The sequence below is a fragment of the Microbacterium sp. 10L49 genome (assembly GCF_056395125.1).
Genome location: NZ_JBFTIW010000002.1, coordinates 172,130 through 190,044, shown reverse-complemented (window position 1 = coordinate 190,044; position 17,915 = coordinate 172,130). Strand labels below are relative to the sequence as shown.

The window sequence follows — 17,915 nt, the reverse complement described above, 5'->3', positions numbered from 1 at the left end:
GATGCGTGCCATCGACGACTACATCGCATCGTTCGACGAGGATCCGGGATATCTGAACTGGGCGTTCGGTCCGCTGTCTCCGGCCGCGCGTGCCGCTCTGGTCTCCGACGCCGAGCTGCTCGCCACGGGGCGACCCGAAGGCATCGCCGCGACGGCGGGTCGGACGACCGAGGCGCAGACGGCGGTCGCCGGGCTGCTCGGTTCGCGTCCGGACGAGGTCACGGTGCACCCGTCGTCCACGCACGCGCTGCAGCAGGCACTGGCGGGGCTCAATGGCGCCGTGATCGCCTCGGCGGCCGAGTTTCCCAGCGTCACGATCACGCTCGAGCGAGCTGCGGCCGCGTCCGGCGGACGGCTGGCACCCCGCTGGATCGCGCCCGCCGGCACCCGGGTCACCGCCGATGCCGTCGCCGAGGCGCTGGACCCCGCCGCGACGGCGCTCGTGGTGAGCCATGTCGACTTCCGCTCCGGGTACCGCGCCGATCTCGCAGGCCTCCGCGAGGTGCTCGGCGACGATCGGCTGCTCCTCGTCGATGCCGTGCAGTCCTTCGGCGTCGTGGAGGAGGACTGGGCCGCCGCCGACGTTGTGGTGGGCCATGGCTACAAGTGGCTGCGCACAGGGCGGGGCACCGGATTCGCCCGGTTCACGGATCGTGCGCGGGAGCGGATCCGCCCCGTGCTCAGCGGCCGGATCGCGACCTCTGCGGCGGGTCTGCCTGCTGACGTGCTGCCGGATCCGGCGCTGTCGGCGCAGGCGTACGCGGTCAGCGCGCCGGATCCCTTCGCCGCCGCACGTCTCGCAGCGGGCGCCGCCGAGATCCAGGCGGCCGGAGTCGGCACCGTCGCGGAGCGCCTGTCCCGCAACGTCGACGCCCTGCTCGCCATTGCGGACCGACACGGGGTCGACGTGGTGTCCGCGCGCGAGCCCGCGCAGCGCGCCGGCATCGTGGTGCTCGCGCCTGCGGATCCGCAGGCGCTCGGCGACGCGCTCGCCGCAGCCGGCATCCAGGTGACGGTGAGGTCCGGAGCGGTCCGGGTGGCGCCCCATGCCGGTACGACGGCGGAGACGCTCGGCCTGTTCGACGCCGCCCTCGCCGGCGCCCGAGAGTTCACACGTTCTTAATCGGACAGAGGGCGTGTCCCTCCTGCGCGATGTCGGTGGGGAGTCGTACGTTCATGGCATCGGACACGGCGTCCGATCGAGTCGGCCTCAAGGATCGCGACTCGTGGCCCTGGCCGACTCGCCTACTACCGGGAATCCCCGGGTCGGGAGAGGGTCGTGGCCGCACGTACCGCACTGAAGAGCAGCACCCGCACCAGCGCCGTGAACGCCGCCAACGAAGCGGCAGGACCGAACGGAGGTGCAACGCCCGATCAGGATCTGAAGACGTACGTGCTCGACACGTCCGTGCTGCTGTCTGATCCGCAGGCGTTCTTCCGCTTCGCCGAGCACTCCATCGTGCTCCCGGTCGCCGTGATCGGCGAGCTGGAGGGCAAGCGGCACGACCCCGAGCTCGGGTACTTCGCCCGGCGAGCGCTGCGCCACCTCGACGAGCTGCGCGTCGAGCACGGCCGCCTCGACTTCCCGGTCCCGATCGGCGACGGCGGCACCCTGCGCGTCGAGCTGAACAACTCCGACCAGACCGTGCTGCCCAGCGGCATCCGCCTCGGCGACAACGACAGCCGGATCCTCGCCGTCGCGATGCACCTCGCCCAGGACGGTCAGGACGTCACGGTCGTCTCCAAAGACCTGCCGATGCGCGTCAAAGCGGCCTCCCTCGGGATCAACGCCGAGGAGTATCTCGCCGAGCAGGCGGTGGACTCGGGCTGGACAGGGATCAGCTCGATCTCGCTCTCGGGCGATGAGATGAGCGACCTCTACGAGAGCGAGGTCGGCACGAGCGAGGAAGCTATCGGGCTTCCGGTCAACACGGGGCTCATCATCCACTCGGAGCGCGGATCCGCGCTCGGACGGGTCACGGGCGACGGCGAGTACACGCTGGTCCGCGGAGACCGTGAAGTGTTCGGCCTGCACGGCCGCTCGGCCGAGCAGCGCATCGCGATCGACCTGCTGTCGGATCCCGAGGTCGGCATCGTCTCACTGGGCGGCCGCGCCGGCACCGGCAAGTCGGCCCTCGCCCTGTGCGCGGGCCTGGAGGCGGTACTCGAGCGGCAGCAGCAGAAGAAGATCATCGTGTTCCGGCCGCTGTTCGCCGTCGGAGGGCAGGAGCTCGGATACCTGCCCGGCGACAAGGACGAGAAGATGAGCCCCTGGGGACAGGCGGTCTTCGACACGCTCGGATCCGTGGTCTCCGGCAACGTCGTGGAAGAGGTCGTGGAGCGCGGCATGCTCGAGGTGCTCCCGCTCACGCACATCCGCGGACGCTCGCTGCACGACGCCTTCGTGATCGTCGACGAGGCGCAGTCGCTCGAGCGCAATGTGCTGCTCACGGTGCTGAGCCGCATGGGGCAGAACTCGCGGGTCGTGCTCACCCACGATGTCGGCCAGCGCGACAACCTGCGAGTGGGCCGCCACGACGGCATCGCCAGCGTGATCGAGACGCTGAAGGGGCACAGCCTCTTCGGCCACGTCACCCTGCAGCGCTCCGAGCGCTCCGCGATCGCCGCGCTCGTGACCGAGCTCCTGGAGGGCGGAGAACTCAGCTGAACCACGCGCCGTGGACGAGCCTGGATGCTCGTCCACGGCGCGGCTCGCTAGCGGGCCGCGCGCCGCCGCGGGACGCGACGACCACGGTGGAGGGCGAGCAGAAGGATGAGCGCCCCGGGGAGGCTGAGGGCGCCCGCGATCCACAGCGCCGTCGCCGGCGAATCCCCGCCCGTTGCGGCGAGTCGGGCACTCGGAGCGTCGCTCGCCTGCGGCACCGGCATGCTGACTTCCTGGGCCGCTCCGCAGGCTCCGCGATGGTAGTCGACGGGAAGCCCCGAAGACTGGATCCAGGTGGCGATCTCCTGCCACACGACGGGGAAGCGGATGTCGTGGACGGCCGGGCTCAGGTACTCGCCCGGACTCGAGGTCACGGTCACCGGTGTGCCGTCCAGCGGGAGCTGGTTCTCCGCGGTGCAGACGGTGCTCAGATCCGCCGGGCCTTCTGGTCCCCGGAACGCCTCCCACCGCACCGTGATCGCGCCTGTTCCCGGCAGGGGGCCCGCGACGTGCGCCGTATCCGTGGCGCTCCCGCCCCACGGGAGGTCGGTCTGGGCGACGGTGGTGACGGTCGGCAGCTGTATGCGCTGCGTCTGTTCCGGCAGCCCGAACTTCTCGTTCGACGGGATCACGAGTTCGGGAGACGTCTGCGCCGCGAGTGGGATGGACCACTGCCAGGACATCGCTCCCTCGGCGACCTCGGGTGCGGATATCTCGCCGGAGAGGACCTCGAGTGACGTCGTGTCCTGCGTGCCGGCCGTCGTGAAGACGGCCTTCACGGTTCCGCGCACCTCGGCGCCCGCGGGAAGCTCATCGCTCGGCTCGGTCGTGCCGGCCGGGAGATGGACGTAGGAGCCGATCGCGACGACCTCGATGGGCCGGCCGGAGGCATCGTTCAGCCACGGTCCGTCCGTCTGCACGGTCACCGCGTCATCCCCGCGTCCGCCGGGCCCGATCGCGTCCGCGAGGATCCTCGACGAGAGCGTGAATCGCATCGGCACGGCGGTCGTCTCGGTCGCCATGCCATAGGCGTGCGACCAGGAGTATCCGGGCGGGAGCCATGACCGGGTCGGGGGAGGTGTGCCCGCCTCGTCATAGGCGGCCACGAAGGTATAGCGCCCCTGCGGGTGGGTTCCGGGGATCGCGACCGTCTGCGACGTTCCGGGGCCCATGGCGAGTACCGCGACGGTGCCGACGGCTTCGGCATCCGCAGGGATGTCCGGGCTCTCCGTCGGGGCGGAGGCGCCCGCGGCATAGGCCGTGACGGTAAACGAGACGGGCCGATACCCGCCTCCCTCGTGCCGCGGCCAGGCGTTGTTCACGCCGTCCCCACCCGGAGCCGTCGTGAACGTCAGGGTGTCGCTGAGCTCGCCGTCGGGGCTGATCGGCGCCGTCAGGCTGGTGAGCGCCGGCCGGAAGACGGTGCTGCGGTCGCGCGCATCCTCACCCCGCACCGGGAACTCCACGGCGACGGGCCCGATGCCGGTGATCACGCGCTGGAAGCCGGATCCGTAATCCAGCGCCCGGATGCGCCCCGGCCAGGTGCTGCCCGCTGAGAAGCCACCGATGCTCATCGCACTGACGCGGTAGGGCGCGCCATCGGCGGTCGGAGGAACGCCTTCGATGGCATAGTCCACGCCGGTTCGCACGTCGGAGAGCGTGTCGGTCCCGCTGTCGACGAAGATCCCGTTCGTCAGTGCGAGCGTGCCGGTCGCCGGAACGGTGGCGTTCACGCTCAGCGAACCCCGGTACTCGTCCGACGAATCGATCGTCAGCGCGACCTCCCCGTGCGCCGCCTCGTCGATCGCCGCGGCGATCACGCTCTGCGCCTGGTCGTACATGCGCCGTGCCTGTTCGATCACGTCGCTGCGGCTCGCGTACGAGGCTGCGGTCGCGAATCCTCCTGCCTTGACGAAGGCCGTGATGGCGATCTCGACCGCGGCGGCCGTGACATCATCACCCGTGCCGCCCCAGGTGCTGGCGATGAAGTTCATCCCGCGCACCGCGTCCTCATCGGCATCGATGGCGTTCACCACGCCGGGACGCGCCGCGAGGGATGACACGATCGTGTCGCTCTGGATCCCGCGTCCGAACGAGATGTCCAGGCTGCTGTCGATGCAGTACACATTGCCGACACCGGGCTCGATCGTCGCGCCGATATGGCCGTGAGTGCCTCGAACGCCGGGGCCGAGCGCGGACACCGCGGATGCCGCGGGAGCGAAGGCCGCTCCGGTGATGATCATCGCCAGGCTCAGGCTGACGGCGGCAGCCGTGCGCCATCGCTGCGGTCTTTTCGGCGCCTCGGTCCCGCTGTCGTCGGTGGCGTTCTTCTTCTTGCGTGGCATCTCCGCGCTCCTCTCGGGTAGGAACGAGGATGCCGAAGCGAGCATGTGCGCACCGAGCCGGATACGGAACCGGTGCGGAACTCGCTGAGATCCCTTGATGTGCGGGACGTCTTCGCCGGCACTCGGCGGAGTTCGCGCCCGACTTCGCGTCGTGCGGCGCCGCCTAGGCTGGACGCATGCTCGACGATCTCCCCGTCTCCGAATACGCGTTCCCCGGACCTCTGCGCGATCAGCTGATTGACGCCATCCGGGCGGGAGAGAAGACAACGACGACGAGCCTGTTGCTCGACTACAAGCGAGAAAATGATCCGCTGCCCTCGGTCGGCGACCGTGCCGTCGTGATCGATTCCGAGGGCGAGCCCATCGGAATCGAGGAGATCGTGCACGTGCGCCTGGCGCGACTCGCCGAGGTCGATCTGCCGCACGCGATCGCCGAAGGCGAGGGCTTCACGACGGTCGCCGAGTGGCGCGAGGGGCACGAGGGGTTCTGGCACGGCACCGAGTACCGCGCCTCGATCGAGGATCCGTCCTTCACCGTCGATGACGACACGCTTGCGGTTCTGGTGCGCTTCCGGTTCGAGGCGATCTGAACGCCGCCGCCGTACGGCGCACGGCGGTGSGCGCCGGCAGGCGCGCACACCGCACGAGCCCGGGAACGACGGATGCCGCGCCCTCGAGGGGACGCGGCATCCGCGAGGCAGGGATCCGGTGTCAGCCGGCGTGCGTCATCGAGAGCAGGTCGAGCTTGGCGTCGAGCTGCTCGAGGGTGAGCTCGCCGCGCTCCACGTAGCCGAGATCGATCACGGCGTCGCGGACGGTGATGCCCTTGGCGACGGCGTGCTTGGCGATCTTCGCCGCGGCCTCGTAGCCGATGAGCTTGTTCAGCGGCGTCACGATGGACGGGCTCATGCCGGCGAACGCGGCGGCGCGCTCCAGGTTCGCCTGCAGGCCGTCGACGGTCTTGTCGGCCAGCACGCGCACAGCGTTGGAGAGCAGGCGGATCGACTCGAGCAGCGCGGTGCCCATGACGGGGATCGCCACGTTCAGCTCGAACGAGCCGGAAGCGCCGGCCCAGGCGACCGTCGCGTCGTTGCCGATCACGCGGGCGCACACCATGAGCACGGCCTCGGGGACGACCGGGTTGACCTTGCCCGGCATGATCGAGGATCCGGGCTGCAGGTCGGGGATGTGCAGCTCGCCGAGACCCGTGTTCGGGCCCGAGCCCATCCAGCGCAGGTCGTTATTGATCTTCGTCAGCGAGACGGCGATGGTGCGGAGGGCGCCCGACGCCTCGACCAGGCCGTCGCGGTTGGCCTGCGCCTCGAAGTGATCCTTGGCCTCGGTGATCGGCAGCTCGGTCTCCGCCGCGAGCAGCTCGATGACCTTCTGCGGGAAGCCGAGCGGAGTGTTGATGCCGGTGCCGACCGCGGTGCCGCCCAGGGGCACCTCGGCGACGCGGGGGAGGGCCGACTGCACGCGCTCGATGCCGAGGCGGATCTGGCGGGCGTAGCCGCCGAACTCCTGGCCGAGGGTGACCGGGGTGGCGTCCATGAGGTGGGTGCGGCCGGACTTGACCGCGTCCTTCCACAGCTCCGCCTTCGCCTCGAGCGCAACCGCGAGGTGGTCGAGCGAGGGGATGAGGGTGTCGATGAGCGCCTGGGTGACGGCGATGTGCACCGAGGTCGGGAAGACGTCGTTGGACGACTGTGAGGCGTTCACGTGGTCATTCGGGTGCACGGTCGCGCCCAGGATCCGGGTCGCGAGGGTCGCGAGCACCTCGTTCATGTTCATGTTCGAGGAGGTGCCGGATCCGGTCTGGTAGGTGTCGACCGGGAACTCGCCGTCGTGCTTGCCCGCGGCGACCTCGTCCGCCGCCTGGGCGATCGCGTCGGCGATGGCGCCGTCGAGCGTGCCGAGCTGCTTGTTGGCGAGGGCGGCGGCCTTCTTGATCCGGGCGAGGGCCGCGATCTGCGTCGACTCCAGACCCTTGCCGGAGATCGGGAAGTTCTCCACGGCGCGCTGCGTCTGCGCACCGTACAGAGCGTTCACGGGCACGCGCACCTCGCCCATGGTGTCGTGTTCGATGCGGTACTCGATTTCAGCCACTGCTGTTCCTCCAGATGTGACGGTGTGTTGAGGGGGATGTTCAGGCGTGGGCGTCGCTGAGGCCCACGGTGACGACGGGCACGGCCGTGCCCTCGTTCAGTCGGTAGTTGGCGCCGACGATGCCCAGTGCGCCGTCGGCGACGGCCTGGGCGATCAGCTCGGAGGACTGCAGCAGATCGCGCACGGTGTTGCGCAGGTGCTCCTGGCCGACGAGCTCGGCGTCGATGTCGGCGACGGTGGACCCGCCCTGTTCGGCGAGCACTTTGCGGGCGGCCGGCACGATCGGGGCGATGAGCTTCCAGATGTGCGGCGGAAGGGGCGCGGCGTCGATCGCGGTGCCGTCGATGGCGGCGCGCACGGCGCCGCAGCTGTCGTGGGCGAGCACCACGATCAGCGGCACGCCGAGAACTGCCACGGCGTACTCGAGGCTCGCGACGATCGACTCGCCGAGGACCTGCCCGGCGTTGCGCACGACGAACAGGTCGCCGAGGCCCTTGTCGAAGATGATCTCCGCGGCGAGGCGCGAGTCGGAGCAGCCGAACAGCGTCGCGAGCGGCGCCTGCCCGTCCACGAGCTCGTGACGCTTGCCGACGTCCTGGTTGGGGTGCTCGGGGTCGCCGGCCACGAAGCGCCGGTTGCCCTCGCTCATGAGTCGCCAGGCCTCATCGGGGGTCAGGGTGGTGATATCCGTCATCGTCCGCTTCCGAGTTGGTCGATCTGCGGGCTGATCTTGGCGACCAGCTCCGCCGTGCCCGCCTTGCCGAGGGCGCCATAGACGAGGACATAGTCCTTGCCGACCTGGGTGCCGAGCGCGTAGTTGATGTTCGCCGCCGAGTCGGGGTTCGGGATCACGTATTCGTCCCAGGTGCGCCCGCCGATCTTCACGGAGCCCTTCGAGGAGGTCCCGCGCAGCGGCGTGGCCGCCCAGTCGGCGTCGGCGTCGAACGCCTGGGCGATGTGCGCATAGCCGCGGGCGTCGTCGGCCTGCGGTGCCACCGTGATGTCCCACACGACCGGCTTGCCGTCGACCAGCACGGCCTTGTTCACGCGCCAGTTGTTGGGCGGCGTCGGCAGCAGCACCGGGCGGTCCAGGGTGCTCTGCGCGTTCTTGGCGGCCGTGGGAAGATCCACGGCGTTGGCTCCGGTGAAGTCACCGCGCGGCACGATGAGCACGATGAGCAGGACGACGCCGACGGTCGCGATCAGGGCCGCGATCAGGCCGCGGAACGTCTGGCTGGACCGGTACGCGGCAGAGGAAGCGGCCTTGCGGTCGGCCGTCTCCGCGGCGGTCTCCGGACGGCCGAGCTCGGCGACGACCGGCGGCTGCTTCGGGGTGCGGCTCATCGTGCGTCCTCCTCGGCGGGACGCGAGGCGGCACCGGCTTCCGGACGCGAGGCATCCAGGCGGCGCTTGGCGCCCAGCAGCCACTCCTCGCAGCGGGCGGCGAGCGCCTCGCCGCGCTCCCACAGCATGAGCGACTGCTCGAGGGTGGGTGCGCCCTGCTCGAGCTCGGCGACGACACGGACCAGCTCGTCCCTGGCCTGCTCGAAGCTGAGGCCCGCGGGATCGGCGACGGTCGGCGCAGAACTCCCTGCGGAGGCGGACGGCTCGTTCGACACAGTCACGCCTCCATCCTACCGGCGCGCGTCGGAGCCCTCGGCCGGAGCGGGGTCGGATGCGCCGGCCTTCAGCGGCGCGGCGGATTCCGGTCGCGCAGGGTTCGTGGCGTCTGTGGCGTCCGACTCGGCGATCTCGCCCTCGGACAACGCGCGCAGTGAGCCGCGGTCCACCGTGAGGGTGAGCGCGGTGCCGGGCGGGGCGTCGGCGGCGTCGCGCACGATCACGCCGTCGTCGCGGTGCGCGATCGCGTAGCCGCGCGCCAGGGTCGCCGCCGGCGACAGGGCGCGCAACGAGGCGCGCAGCTCGGCCGTGCGCCGGCCCGCGGCATCGACGGCGCGGCCGAGCGTGTCACGGGAGCGTGCGGCGAGCAGCCACACCTCCTGCGCGCGGCGCTCGATGAGCGGATCCGGATCGCGCAGCACAGGACGCGAGCGCAGCTGCTCGAGCTGGGCGATGTCGTGCGCCACGCGCTGCGACACGCGAGTCGTCGCTCGTGCGCGCAGCTGGGCGACGAGCGCCCGCTGCTCACCGACGTCGGGCACCACGCGCTTGGCCGCGTCGGTGGGGGTCGAGGCGCGCAGGTCCGCCACGTCGTCCAGCAGCGGATGGTCGTTCTCGTGACCGATCGCGCTGACCACGGGCGTGGCCGCGGCCGCGACCGCGCGCACCAGCCGCTCGTCGCTGAAGCCGAGGAGGGTCTGCGGATCTCCGCCGCCGCGTGCGATGACGATGACGTCGACATCGGGATCCGCATCGAGCTTCTTGAGCGCGGCGAGCGTCTCCGGCACGCAGCGGTCGCCCTGCACCGCGGCATGCACGGTGCGGAAGCGCACCTGCGGCCAGCGCAGTTCGGCGTTGCGGTGCACGTCCTTCTCCGCGTCGGAGTTCTCACCGGTGATGAGCCCGATCACGTGCGGGAGGAACGGGAGCGGCTTCTTGCGGGACGGGTCGAACAGCCCCTCCTGACGCAGCTGCACGCGCAGACGCTCCAGGCGCTCGAGCTGATCGCCCAGGCCCACGTGCTTCATCGCCGACACGGTGAAGCTGAAATCGCCCGCCTTGACGAAGTAGTCGGCCTTGACCGCGGCGACCACGTGATCGCCCACGGCGAGATCGGCGGGGATCCGCGCGCGCACGCTGGACCACAACCGGATCGAGATCTGCGCGTCGGAGCGAGTGTCCTTGAGTCGCGCGAAGACGTTGCCGGCGCGCACGTTCCAGCTCGTGATCTCGCCCTCGACCCAGACCGTGCCCCACTGCGCCACGAAGTCGCGGATCGTCGCATTCAGCCGTGCGATCGAGGTCGGGGCGTCCGCGGAGGACTCGCGCGGCGCGACGGAGTCGGCGGGCGGGGCCTCACCGGGCACCGAGGCTGCTTCGAAGACGGTCATCGCCTCCCCAGCGTAGCAATGGGCTTCCGCCCGATCCCGGCCTGCTGTCAGGACGCCGCCGGTAGAATCGGGGGGTGAGTTCACCCGTCGCGCTGCCCGTGCCGCAGATCCCTCGTCGCCGCCCCACGGCCGTGCGCGAGCCGCTCCAGGACCGTCCCGTCGACGGGCGCAAGCGCGTGCTGCTCGCCGCCCCGCGCGGCTACTGCGCCGGTGTCGACCGCGCTGTGGTCGCCGTCGAGAAGGCCCTGCAGCGATACGGCGCCCCCGTGTACGTGCGCAAGCAGATCGTGCACAACATCCATGTGGTCACCGAGCTCGAGGCTCAGGGCGCGATCTTCGTCGACGAGGTGGACGAGATCCCGGAGGGGTCGCACGTCGTCTTCAGTGCGCACGGCGTCTCGCCGATGGTCGTCTCCGCCGCCGAGGACCGGCACCTGCACGCGATCGACGCGACCTGCCCGCTGGTGACCAAGGTGCATCGCGAGGCCGTGCGCTTCGCCCGCGACGACTTCGAGATCCTGCTCATCGGTCACGACGGGCACGAGGAGGTCGAGGGCACCGCCGGTGAGGCCCCGGATCACGTGACCGTCGTGAACTCGCCGGCGGAGGCCGACACCGTCGAGGTGCGCGATCCTTCCAAGGTCGTCTGGTTGTCGCAGACGACGCTCTCGGTGGACGAGACCATGGAGACCGTGAACCGGCTGCGCACGCGCTTCCCCGAACTGCAGGATCCGCCCTCCGACGACATCTGCTACGCCACGCAGAACCGCCAGGTCGCGATCAAGAAGGTCGCCGCCGATGCGGATCTGGTGATCGTGGTCGGATCCGCCAACTCCTCCAACAGCGTCCGCCTCGTCGAGGTGGCGCGCGAGTACGGCGCGAAGGCGGCCTATCGTGTCGACTACGCCGACGAGGTGCAGCAGGAGTGGCTGGACGGCGTCGCGACGGTCGGCGTGACCAGCGGCGCGTCCGTGCCCGAGGTGCTCGTGCAGGAGGTGCTGCAGGTGCTCGCCGAGGCTGGATACGGTGACGTTGAAGAGGTGCGCACCGCGGAGGAGGACCTGATGTTCTCGCTGCCCAAGGAGTTGCGCCAGGACATCTCAGGCCAGCGCGACGAGCGGGCACTGGGCGGACGCAGCCGATGACCGATTCCGGCTCCGCGGAGCAGTCGCGCAGGCCGGCCTTCGGCGAATATGCGACGCCCGAGGAACAGAGCAGACGGGCGGGACGACCGCTGCCGCCGCCCGTCGTGCACACGCCACCCGCAGCCGTGCCCGGCGCGCAGCCCGCGGCTCCCGCGGAGGTGGTGGAGGAGCGTTCGGCGCACCCTGTCGATCGCATGGCGTCGATCGCGCTGCTCGCCTACGGGCTCTGGAACGTCATCACCTCGACCTTCGCGTTCCTGAACCCGTCGTCTCTGATGGCGACGATGATGCAGGCCGTGGGGATCTCCAGCACGTTCTCGAACTACTCCCAGGCGCGGACCTGGGGCATGGTCGCGGGGATCCTCCTGATCGTGGGGTGGGTCATCACCGCCGCATGGTCCGTGGCTCGGCTGCGGCGCGGCAAGCTCACGTGGTGGCTCCCGGTCACCGGCGGTGTCGTGTTCGTCACCCTGACGACCCTCTGCATGATGGTGCCGTTCTTCACGGATCCGGCGGTCATCGCCTACCTGAACCAGCAGCTGCAGAAGTAGCGCCCTGAGACGGCGAGAGCCCGGCCCCCATCGGGTGCCGGGCTCTCGCGTTCTGCGGGGCCGTCGCGGGATCAGCGCGCGTTGCCGTTGTTGAAGTGATAGTCGCCGTTGCCGGTCGTGCCGTTGCCGTTGGCGCCCGGACCGCGGCCGTCGGTGCCCGGCTCGACGTGGTTGGTCCTGGTGTGCACGATGTCGTAGTAGACGGTCTGGTCGGCCGCGTTCGGGAACACGCGGTAGGCGAACACGTTCTTGTTCAGCTCGACGATCGGGACGACGCGCTGGAACAGCACGTTGCCGTTCGCGTCCTTCGCCGCGATCCAGCGTGAGGAGCCGTCGGCGGGGACGGACCAGTCGCCGTGCATCTTCGGGCTGTTGTCGAGGTTGTACATGGTGAACGTGCCGTCGGCCTTGAAGTACGCCCAGCCCACGAAGTTCGACACGGCAGGGTTGTCCAGCGCCACGCGATTGCCCTGGGCATCGCGCGCGCTCGTCGTCTTCCACGGTGTGGAGGCCAGCGTCTCGGACGGGGTCAGGACCTGCTTCGAGAAGGACACGGAAGCGGTGGTGGTCGGAGCTGCGGCCGCGGCGGTCGTCGGGACGACCGCGACGGCGGCGAGGGCGATGGTCGACGCGGCGATGAGCTTGCGGGAGAAGGAGATGTTCATGTCCTCCACGTTAGGAATCGAGGCGCATCGTCCACATCAGCCGATCGGCTACTTCCCGCATCGCCGAGCGGATGATCGGCTTCCCGGATCCGGGGAGGCGACGCGACCATACTGAGGGGACGACAGGTCGGGATCCGGGTTCATCGATGGTCGGATCCGGGATCCGCCCGCCGATGAACCTTCGGGGCGCGGGCCTCGTTTCCCACTGAGGAGGCGACTGTGGATGACGACGACGAGCGGCTGACCGCGCTCTACGACGTGCACGCGGGTCCGATCCGTCGCTACGTCGTGCACCTCACGGGGAGCAGCGCCTCGGCGGACGACGTCGTGCAGGAGACACTGCTGCGCGCCTGGCGCACGCCGCGGATCCTGGAGCAGGAGGTGACGACGACGCGGGCCTGGATGTTCACCGTCGCCCGGCACCTCGTCATCGACGAGGCGCGCAGCGCCCGCCGCCGCCACGAGCATCCGGTCGCCGAGCTTCCCGAGCGAGCATCGGGCGATGTCACGGACCGGCTGTTCGACGCGATCCTCATCGAGGACGCGCTCGCCGAGCTCAGCCCGGAACACCGCGCGGTGATCGTGGCGGCCTACTACGGAGGACACAGCGTCGCCGAGATCGCGACCGAGCTGGGGATCCCCGGCGGCACGGTGAAATCCAGGATGCACTACGGACTGCGGGCCCTCCGGCTCGCGCTGCAGGAGAGAGGGGTGATCCGGTGAGCGCTGATCCGTTCGCGACGTGGGATGCCGCCTACGTGATGGGCGCGCTGTCCGCCGCGGACCGAGCGCGGTACGAGGCGCACCTCGCGGAGTGCGCCGAATGCCGGGACGCCGTCGCCGAGCTCGTGCCGGCCGTGGGGCTCCTGTCCCGGGTGCACGCGGACGACGCAGCCCGCATCGGCGCTGGAGCGGCGGACCCCGCCGGGCCGAAGCTGCTGTCGATCGCGCGCGCCCGAAAGCGCTCCCGGCGCCGCGCACTGTGGACCGGCGTCGGCATCGCCGCGGCGCTCGCCGTCGCCGTCCCCGTCACGATCGTCGCCGTCGCCCCTCGGCCCGCGGTCGAGGTGGCGTTGCAGGGGGCGGCCACGGTGCCGGTGAGTGCGACGGTGTCCCTGACGCCGGTCGCCTGGGGGACCAGGATCGACATGGCGTGCCTGTACGGCGCGGATGCCCCCGACGCCGGCTGGACATACGTCCTCACCGTCGTGGACCGAGACGGCACGACGACGGATCTGTCGACGTGGAAGGCCCAGCCCGGGCGCACCGCGACGCTGTCGGCGGGAACGGCCGCCGCGCTGACGGACATCCGCACGGTGGAGATCCGCACCGCCACGGGAGATGTGATCCTGCGTCACGACATCGGCGGCTGATCCGCAGACGACAGGAGCGCCGCCGGGACGGATCCCGACGACGCTCCTGGACGCTGCTGCGGCTGTGCCGCTGGTCAGCTCTGCGGCGGTGCTGGTGGTCAGCTCTTGGACTGGCCGTACGAGCCGAGCTGGCGGGTCGACTCGATGACACGCTGGGCCATCGCGGTCTCGGCGACCTTGCCCCAGGCGCGCGGGTCGTAGACCTTCTTGTTGCCGACCTCGCCGTCGACCTTCAGCACGCCGTCGTAGTTGCTGAACATGTATCCGGCGATCGAGCGGGTGAACGCGTACTGGGTGTCGGTGTCGATGTTCATCTTCACCACGCCGTTCGCGACCGCGAGGGCGATCTCCGCGTCCGTCGAGCCGGATCCGCCGTGGAAGACGAGGTCGAGCGGCTTCGCGCCCGTGCCGTACTTCGCGGCGACCTGCTGCTGGATCTCGCCGAGCAGCTCGGGGCGCAGCTTCACGCCGCCGGGCTTGTACACGCCGTGCACGTTGCCGAACGTGAGTGCGGCGATGTAGCGGCCCTGCTCGCCGAGGCCCAGCGCCTGCACGGCCTGGTCCACGTCGGCGAAGGTCGTGTAGAGCGCCTCGTTCGAGCCCTCGTGCGCGACGCCGTCCTCCTCGCCGCCGACGACGCCGATCTCGACCTCGAGGATCGCGTTGATCGCCTTCATGCGGGGGAGCAGGTCGCGGGCGATCTCGATGTTCTCCGCGAGCGGCACGGCCGAGCCGTCCCACATGTGCGACTGGAAGATGGGGTTGCGGCCCGCCTTGACCTCTTCCTCGGAGGCGGCGATGAGCGGCTCCACGAAGCCCGCGAGCGCGTCCTTGGGGCAGTGGTCGGTGTGCAGCGCGACCGTGATCGGGTAGTTCTTGGCGACCTCGGTGGCGAACTTGGCGAAGGCGAGGGCGCCGGTGGCGCGGGCCTTCACGGTCTGGCCGGCGAAGTAGTCGGCGCCGCCGGTCGTGACCTGGATGATGCCGTCGGATCCGGCTTCGGTCAGACCCTGCAGCACGGCGTGGATGGTCTGCGAGCTGGAGACGTTGAACGCCGGGTAGGCGAAGCCGCCTGCCTTCGCGCGGTCGAGCATCTCGGCGTACTGATCCGGGGTGGCAACGGGCATGGCATCTCCTGTGCTGGACGACGGGGGTCGGTGCCACTCTAGCGCCGCAGGATCGGCGATTCAGAGCGCGTGACGGCGGCCTCGGGAGGGCGGATCTTCGGCCTGGTAAAGAAGCGCGTATCTTTCGGTTTCGCAGCGCAGAAATCTGCGGATCCGTAACCGTCCCGCCCCTACGCTGGGGGCATGGTGAGCCTCACAGCCGATCTCAGCCCCCTCCACCCCGACCGCAACCTCGCACTGGAACTCGTCCGTGCGACGGAGGCCGCGGCGATCCGCGCCGTCCCGTTCATCGGACGCGGCGCGAAGGAGGCCGCTGACGGTGCCGCTGTCGATGCGATGCGCGCCTTCCTCGGAACCGTCGACTTCGACGGCCTGGTGGTGATCGGTGAGGGCGAGAAGGACAACGCTCCGATGCTCTTCAACGGGGAGCACGTCGGCAGCGGCGTCGAATGGGCGCAGCAGTACGACATCGCCGTGGACCCGATCGACGGCACCACCCTCACCGCGGACGGTCGGCAGAACGCGGTCTCCGTCATCGCGGTGTCCGACCGTGGCACGATGCTCGACGCCTCGAGCGTCTTCTACATGGACAAGCTCGTCACGGGCCCTGCCGGTGTCGGCGTCGTCGACATCCGCCTCCCCGTCGCGGAAAACATCAAGCGCCTCGCCGGCGTTCTCGGCAAGCCGGTCGACGAGATCGTCGTCTCGGTGCTGAACCGTCCGCGTCACGAGAAGCTCATCCAGGAGATCCGCGCTGCGGGAGCGGGCACCCGCCTGATGAGCGACGGCGACGTCGCCGGCGGCATCAACGCGGCCCGGCACGGGGCGCGCACCGACATGTGCATCGGCATCGGCGGCAGCCCCGAGGGCATCGTCACGGCGTGCGCGATCAAGGCGCTCGGCGGGCACATCCAGGGCCGGCTGTGGCCGCGCGACGATGACGAGCGCCAGCGCGGCATCGACGCCGGGCTCGACATGGACAAGGTCTACGAGGCCGACGACCTGGTGAGCGGCAACAACACGATCTTCGTGGCGACCGGTGTGACCGACGGCCAGCTGGTCGCCGGCGTCCGGCGCGAAGGCGACTACCTCTACACCGAGAGCGTGGTGCTGCGCAGCGCCTCCGGCACCCTGCGCCGGATCGCCTCGGAGCACCTCGTCTCCAAGTGGCTCTGAGCGGGTTTCCCGTCGCACCGGCTTCCTGAGCGAACCCGGTGCGATAACGACCTGATCGCATTCCGTGTCTTCACGGCCTCACCTGTCACAATGGAGGGGCGCCGATCGGCGTGCACGGCGCATTCAGCGCGGTTCGGAATGCGGAGCAGGGGAGCGTGGACGATGGCTGCGGAGAACATCTACCGCCAGGAGACGGTCACCGACACCGGTTCGGTCAAGATCGTCGAGATGGATGCTGCGCGCCGTACCGACGTGCTGTTCCGCGTCCGTCGCGACGAGGGTCACGAGATCAGCGCCTGGTGGATGATCGGCGCCTTCGTGCTCTTCTCCGCCACCGTGGTCTTCCTGCTCAGCGCGGTTCCGGGGAGCGCGTGACCTCCCGCTCGGCCTGATCGTTTCGCTCCGCACGATCGTTCGGCTCGGCGTGGTCCGGATCCTGACCGCTCAGGCGCGCACGCAGCTCGCCGAGGTCTGCGCGGATCCCCTCAGGATGGCCCTCAGCCGCGGAACGCCCCTCGTCATCGGATGAGACCAGATCGTCGGCGGACGAGACCAGCTCGTCGGCGGTGAACCGTCGCGTGGCACTGGTCAGGGCCGGAGGCGCGATGAGTGCTCCCGCATCGACGCCGGGGAAGCGGCGAGCCGTCACCAGCACCCTGCTTTCCAGGGATCCGGCGAAGCGGTTGTAGCTGTCGACGGTGCGCTCGAGCGCGCGACGCAGGTCGTCCGCATGGCCGGCGAGTACGCCGAGCCTGTCGTACAGCTGCGTGCCAAGGTCGAGGAGCACGGCCGCCTCGGCCGACAGCTCCTGCTGCTTCCAGGTGTACGCGACGGTCTTCAGCACCGCCCACAGGTTCACCGGGGTGGCCAGTGCCACTCGCTTGCCGAATGCGTAGTCGAGCAATGCCGGATCCTCGTCGAGCGCCGCGGACAGCAGCGACTCCGTGGGCAGGAAGCAGATCACGAACTCGGGGCTCACATCGAGGCCCGACCAGTACGCCTTCTTCGCGAGTGCGTCGACGTGCGCACGCACAGCCTTGACGTGCTGCTGCATGAGCGACCGTCGCTGCGGATCCTCGGACGCGAGCGCGCCGGCCGCCAGGAACGCGTCGAGGGGAGCCTTGGCGTCCACCGCGATCGACGCGCCGCCGGCGAGGCGGATCACCATGTCGGGACGGCCGTGGCCCGCATCGGAGTGGATCGTGGCCTGCAGGTCGAAATCGACGTGTCGGGTGAGGCCCGCGGCCTCCACCACGCGGCGCAGCTGGGTCTCGCCCCACACGCCGCGCGCGGAGGTCGAGCGCAGCGCGCCGGCCAGGGACTCGGTCGTGGAACGCAGCGCCTCGCCGTTCTCCTCGGAGCGCCGCAGCTGCTCGCTCAGCTGTCCGAACTGCGTCTGGCGCTCGCGCTCCAGCACGGTCACCGTCTGCTGCATCCGGTGCAGGCTCTCCCGCACCGGCGCGAGCGCGGTGAGCACGGCGTTCTCCTGCCGCACGCGCTCCGCGGCGTCGTGCTGCTCGCGGCGGGCGTGCTCGACGGCATCGCGGTACAGGTCGTGCTGACGGTCGCGGTCCTCGCGCACGACGGAGAGTTCCGCATCGGCGCGGGCGAGATCGGCGGCGCCGCGGCTGCGGCCGAGGAACCAGCCGACCGCAAGGCCCGCCACAGCGGTGAGTGCGGCGATGAGCAGTGCGAGCGCGTCCATGCGTCCATCATGGGCGCGGCCACCGACATCGCCGGAGAGCGCGCCC

The 17,915-nt window shown here is 70.3% G+C and carries 18 protein-coding genes; 9 read left to right on the top strand and 9 right to left on the bottom strand.

Annotation, left to right across the window (positions count from 1 at the left end; all coding sequences use genetic code 11):
* Position 1: 1 nt before the first annotated feature.
* Both AC1DCT_RS05525 and AC1DCT_RS05520 read left to right on the top strand, forming a co-directional pair.
* Positions 2 to 1,123, top strand: coding sequence for an aminotransferase class V-fold PLP-dependent enzyme (locus AC1DCT_RS05525; RefSeq protein WP_477427910.1), 1,122 nt, complete (start codon positions 2 to 4; stop codon positions 1,121 to 1,123).
* A gap of 201 nt (positions 1,124 to 1,324) precedes the next feature.
* Positions 1,325 to 2,668: a PhoH family protein gene (locus AC1DCT_RS05520; protein ID WP_441976450.1), complete on the top strand. Its 1,344-nt coding sequence runs from the start codon at positions 1,325 to 1,327 to the stop codon at positions 2,666 to 2,668.
* Between the two features lie 47 nt (positions 2,669 to 2,715).
* Here AC1DCT_RS05520 and AC1DCT_RS05515 read toward each other — a convergent pair whose 3' ends face one another.
* Positions 2,716 to 5,010 carry a hypothetical protein gene (locus AC1DCT_RS05515; protein ID WP_477427908.1) on the bottom strand — a complete coding sequence of 765 codons (2,295 nt, stop codon included), beginning with the start codon at positions 5,008 to 5,010 and terminating at the stop codon, positions 2,716 to 2,718.
* Between the two features lie 176 nt (positions 5,011 to 5,186).
* On the opposite strand from AC1DCT_RS05515, the gene AC1DCT_RS05510 reads away from it, so the two are divergent.
* Positions 5,187 to 5,600, top strand: coding sequence for an ASCH domain-containing protein (locus AC1DCT_RS05510; RefSeq protein WP_477427906.1), 414 nt, complete (start codon positions 5,187 to 5,189; stop codon positions 5,598 to 5,600).
* A 121-nt stretch (positions 5,601 to 5,721) separates the two neighbouring features.
* On the opposite strand, the gene AC1DCT_RS05505 is transcribed toward AC1DCT_RS05510, so the two are convergent.
* From AC1DCT_RS05505 to xseA, 5 genes are read right to left on the bottom strand one after another with little or no spacing between them, the layout of a single operon-like run.
* Complete coding sequence (locus tag AC1DCT_RS05505; RefSeq protein WP_441976280.1) at positions 5,722 to 7,116, bottom strand: class II fumarate hydratase; 1,395 nt, start codon at positions 7,114 to 7,116, stop codon at positions 5,722 to 5,724.
* Positions 7,117 to 7,156: 40 nt separating this feature from the next.
* The gene (locus tag AC1DCT_RS05500) at positions 7,157 to 7,810 is read right to left on the bottom strand and encodes a carbonic anhydrase (protein WP_477229439.1); all 654 of its coding nucleotides are present in this window, start codon (positions 7,808 to 7,810) and stop codon (positions 7,157 to 7,159) included.
* Positions 7,807 to 8,460 carry a DUF4245 family protein gene (locus tag AC1DCT_RS05495; RefSeq protein WP_477427904.1) on the bottom strand — a complete coding sequence of 218 codons (654 nt, stop codon included), beginning with the start codon at positions 8,458 to 8,460 and terminating at the stop codon, positions 7,807 to 7,809. Before AC1DCT_RS05495 ends, AC1DCT_RS05500 begins: the two co-directional genes overlap by 4 nt.
* Entirely contained in the window at positions 8,457 to 8,741 is a 285-nt protein-coding gene (locus AC1DCT_RS05490; protein WP_441976277.1) for an exodeoxyribonuclease VII small subunit, read from the bottom strand. The genes AC1DCT_RS05495 and AC1DCT_RS05490 overlap by 4 nt, the downstream gene beginning before the upstream one ends.
* A 9-nt stretch (positions 8,742 to 8,750) precedes the next feature.
* Positions 8,751 to 10,127 carry an exodeoxyribonuclease VII large subunit gene (gene xseA / locus AC1DCT_RS05485; RefSeq protein ID WP_477427902.1) on the bottom strand — a complete coding sequence of 459 codons (1,377 nt, stop codon included), beginning with the start codon at positions 10,125 to 10,127 and terminating at the stop codon, positions 8,751 to 8,753.
* Positions 10,128 to 10,258: 131 nt separating this feature from the next.
* Between xseA and AC1DCT_RS05480 the strand changes: the two genes are divergently transcribed.
* Together AC1DCT_RS05480 and AC1DCT_RS05475 are read left to right on the top strand one after the other, a co-directional pair.
* Entirely contained in the window at positions 10,259 to 11,272 is a 1,014-nt protein-coding gene (locus tag AC1DCT_RS05480; RefSeq protein WP_233312104.1) for a 4-hydroxy-3-methylbut-2-enyl diphosphate reductase, read from the top strand.
* Positions 11,269 to 11,823, top strand: a complete 555-nt coding sequence (locus tag AC1DCT_RS05475) for a DUF6264 family protein (protein ID WP_477229435.1) — start codon at positions 11,269 to 11,271, stop codon at positions 11,821 to 11,823. The genes AC1DCT_RS05480 and AC1DCT_RS05475 overlap by 4 nt, the downstream gene beginning before the upstream one ends.
* 71 nt (positions 11,824 to 11,894) lie before the next feature.
* Here AC1DCT_RS05475 and AC1DCT_RS05470 read toward each other — a convergent pair whose 3' ends face one another.
* On the bottom strand, positions 11,895 to 12,488 hold the full coding sequence (locus AC1DCT_RS05470; RefSeq protein WP_477427901.1) for a DUF4822 domain-containing protein: 594 nt from the start codon (positions 12,486 to 12,488) through the stop codon (positions 11,895 to 11,897).
* A gap of 219 nt (positions 12,489 to 12,707) precedes the next feature.
* Here AC1DCT_RS05470 and AC1DCT_RS05465 point away from each other — a divergent pair, with 219 nt between their 5' ends.
* Together AC1DCT_RS05465 and AC1DCT_RS05460 are read left to right on the top strand one after the other, a co-directional pair.
* Positions 12,708 to 13,211: a sigma-70 family RNA polymerase sigma factor gene (locus AC1DCT_RS05465; RefSeq protein WP_440734591.1), complete on the top strand. Its 504-nt coding sequence runs from the start codon at positions 12,708 to 12,710 to the stop codon at positions 13,209 to 13,211.
* Positions 13,208 to 13,861: an anti-sigma factor gene (locus tag AC1DCT_RS05460; protein ID WP_441976273.1), complete on the top strand. Its 654-nt coding sequence runs from the start codon at positions 13,208 to 13,210 to the stop codon at positions 13,859 to 13,861. Before AC1DCT_RS05465 ends, AC1DCT_RS05460 begins: the two co-directional genes overlap by 4 nt.
* Positions 13,862 to 13,959: 98 nt before the next feature.
* On the opposite strand, the gene fbaA is transcribed toward AC1DCT_RS05460, so the two are convergent.
* Complete coding sequence (gene fbaA, locus AC1DCT_RS05455) at positions 13,960 to 14,988, bottom strand: class II fructose-bisphosphate aldolase (protein WP_440734589.1); 1,029 nt, start codon at positions 14,986 to 14,988, stop codon at positions 13,960 to 13,962.
* Positions 14,989 to 15,171: 183 nt separating this feature from the next.
* Between fbaA and glpX the strand changes: the two genes are divergently transcribed.
* Together glpX and AC1DCT_RS05445 are read left to right on the top strand one after the other, a co-directional pair.
* Positions 15,172 to 16,164, top strand: coding sequence for a class II fructose-bisphosphatase (glpX, locus tag AC1DCT_RS05450; protein WP_441976272.1), 993 nt, complete (start codon positions 15,172 to 15,174; stop codon positions 16,162 to 16,164).
* A 162-nt stretch (positions 16,165 to 16,326) separates the two neighbouring features.
* A complete protein-coding gene (locus AC1DCT_RS05445; protein WP_440734587.1) occupies positions 16,327 to 16,539 on the top strand; it encodes a UDP-N-acetylmuramyl pentapeptide phosphotransferase in 213 nt (70 codons plus the stop codon).
* On the opposite strand, the gene AC1DCT_RS05440 is transcribed toward AC1DCT_RS05445, so the two are convergent.
* Entirely contained in the window at positions 16,514 to 17,869 is a 1,356-nt protein-coding gene (locus tag AC1DCT_RS05440) for a DNA recombination protein RmuC (protein ID WP_441976271.1), read from the bottom strand. The two genes, AC1DCT_RS05445 and AC1DCT_RS05440, sit on opposite strands and share 26 nt — an antisense overlap.
* Positions 17,870 to 17,915 lie beyond the last annotated feature (46 nt).

Bases quoted from the DNA above. Each gene is read 5' to 3' on its own strand.
- AC1DCT_RS05440 (WP_441976271.1), bottom strand. From the start codon at position 17,869: ATGGACGCGCTCGCACTGCTCATCGCCGCACTCACCGCTGTGGCGGGC.
- AC1DCT_RS05470 (WP_477427901.1), bottom strand. From the start codon at position 12,488: ATGAACATCTCCTTCTCCCGCAAGCTCATCGCCGCGTCGACCATCGCC.
- glpX (WP_441976272.1), top strand. From the start codon at position 15,172: ATGGTGAGCCTCACAGCCGATCTCAGCCCCCTCCACCCCGACCGCAAC.
- AC1DCT_RS05515 (WP_477427908.1), bottom strand. From the start codon at position 5,010: ATGCCACGCAAGAAGAAGAACGCCACCGACGACAGCGGGACCGAGGCG.
- xseA (WP_477427902.1), bottom strand. From the start codon at position 10,127: ATGACCGTCTTCGAAGCAGCCTCGGTGCCCGGTGAGGCCCCGCCCGCC.
- AC1DCT_RS05510 (WP_477427906.1), top strand. From the start codon at position 5,187: ATGCTCGACGATCTCCCCGTCTCCGAATACGCGTTCCCCGGACCTCTG.
- AC1DCT_RS05500 (WP_477229439.1), bottom strand. From the start codon at position 7,810: ATGACGGATATCACCACCCTGACCCCCGATGAGGCCTGGCGACTCATG.
- AC1DCT_RS05495 (WP_477427904.1), bottom strand. From the start codon at position 8,460: ATGAGCCGCACCCCGAAGCAGCCGCCGGTCGTCGCCGAGCTCGGCCGT.
- AC1DCT_RS05445 (WP_440734587.1), top strand. From the start codon at position 16,327: ATGGCTGCGGAGAACATCTACCGCCAGGAGACGGTCACCGACACCGGT.
- AC1DCT_RS05525 (WP_477427910.1), top strand. From the start codon at position 2: ATGCGTGCCATCGACGACTACATCGCATCGTTCGACGAGGATCCGGGA.
- AC1DCT_RS05475 (WP_477229435.1), top strand. From the start codon at position 11,269: ATGACCGATTCCGGCTCCGCGGAGCAGTCGCGCAGGCCGGCCTTCGGC.
- fbaA (WP_440734589.1), bottom strand. From the start codon at position 14,988: ATGCCCGTTGCCACCCCGGATCAGTACGCCGAGATGCTCGACCGCGCG.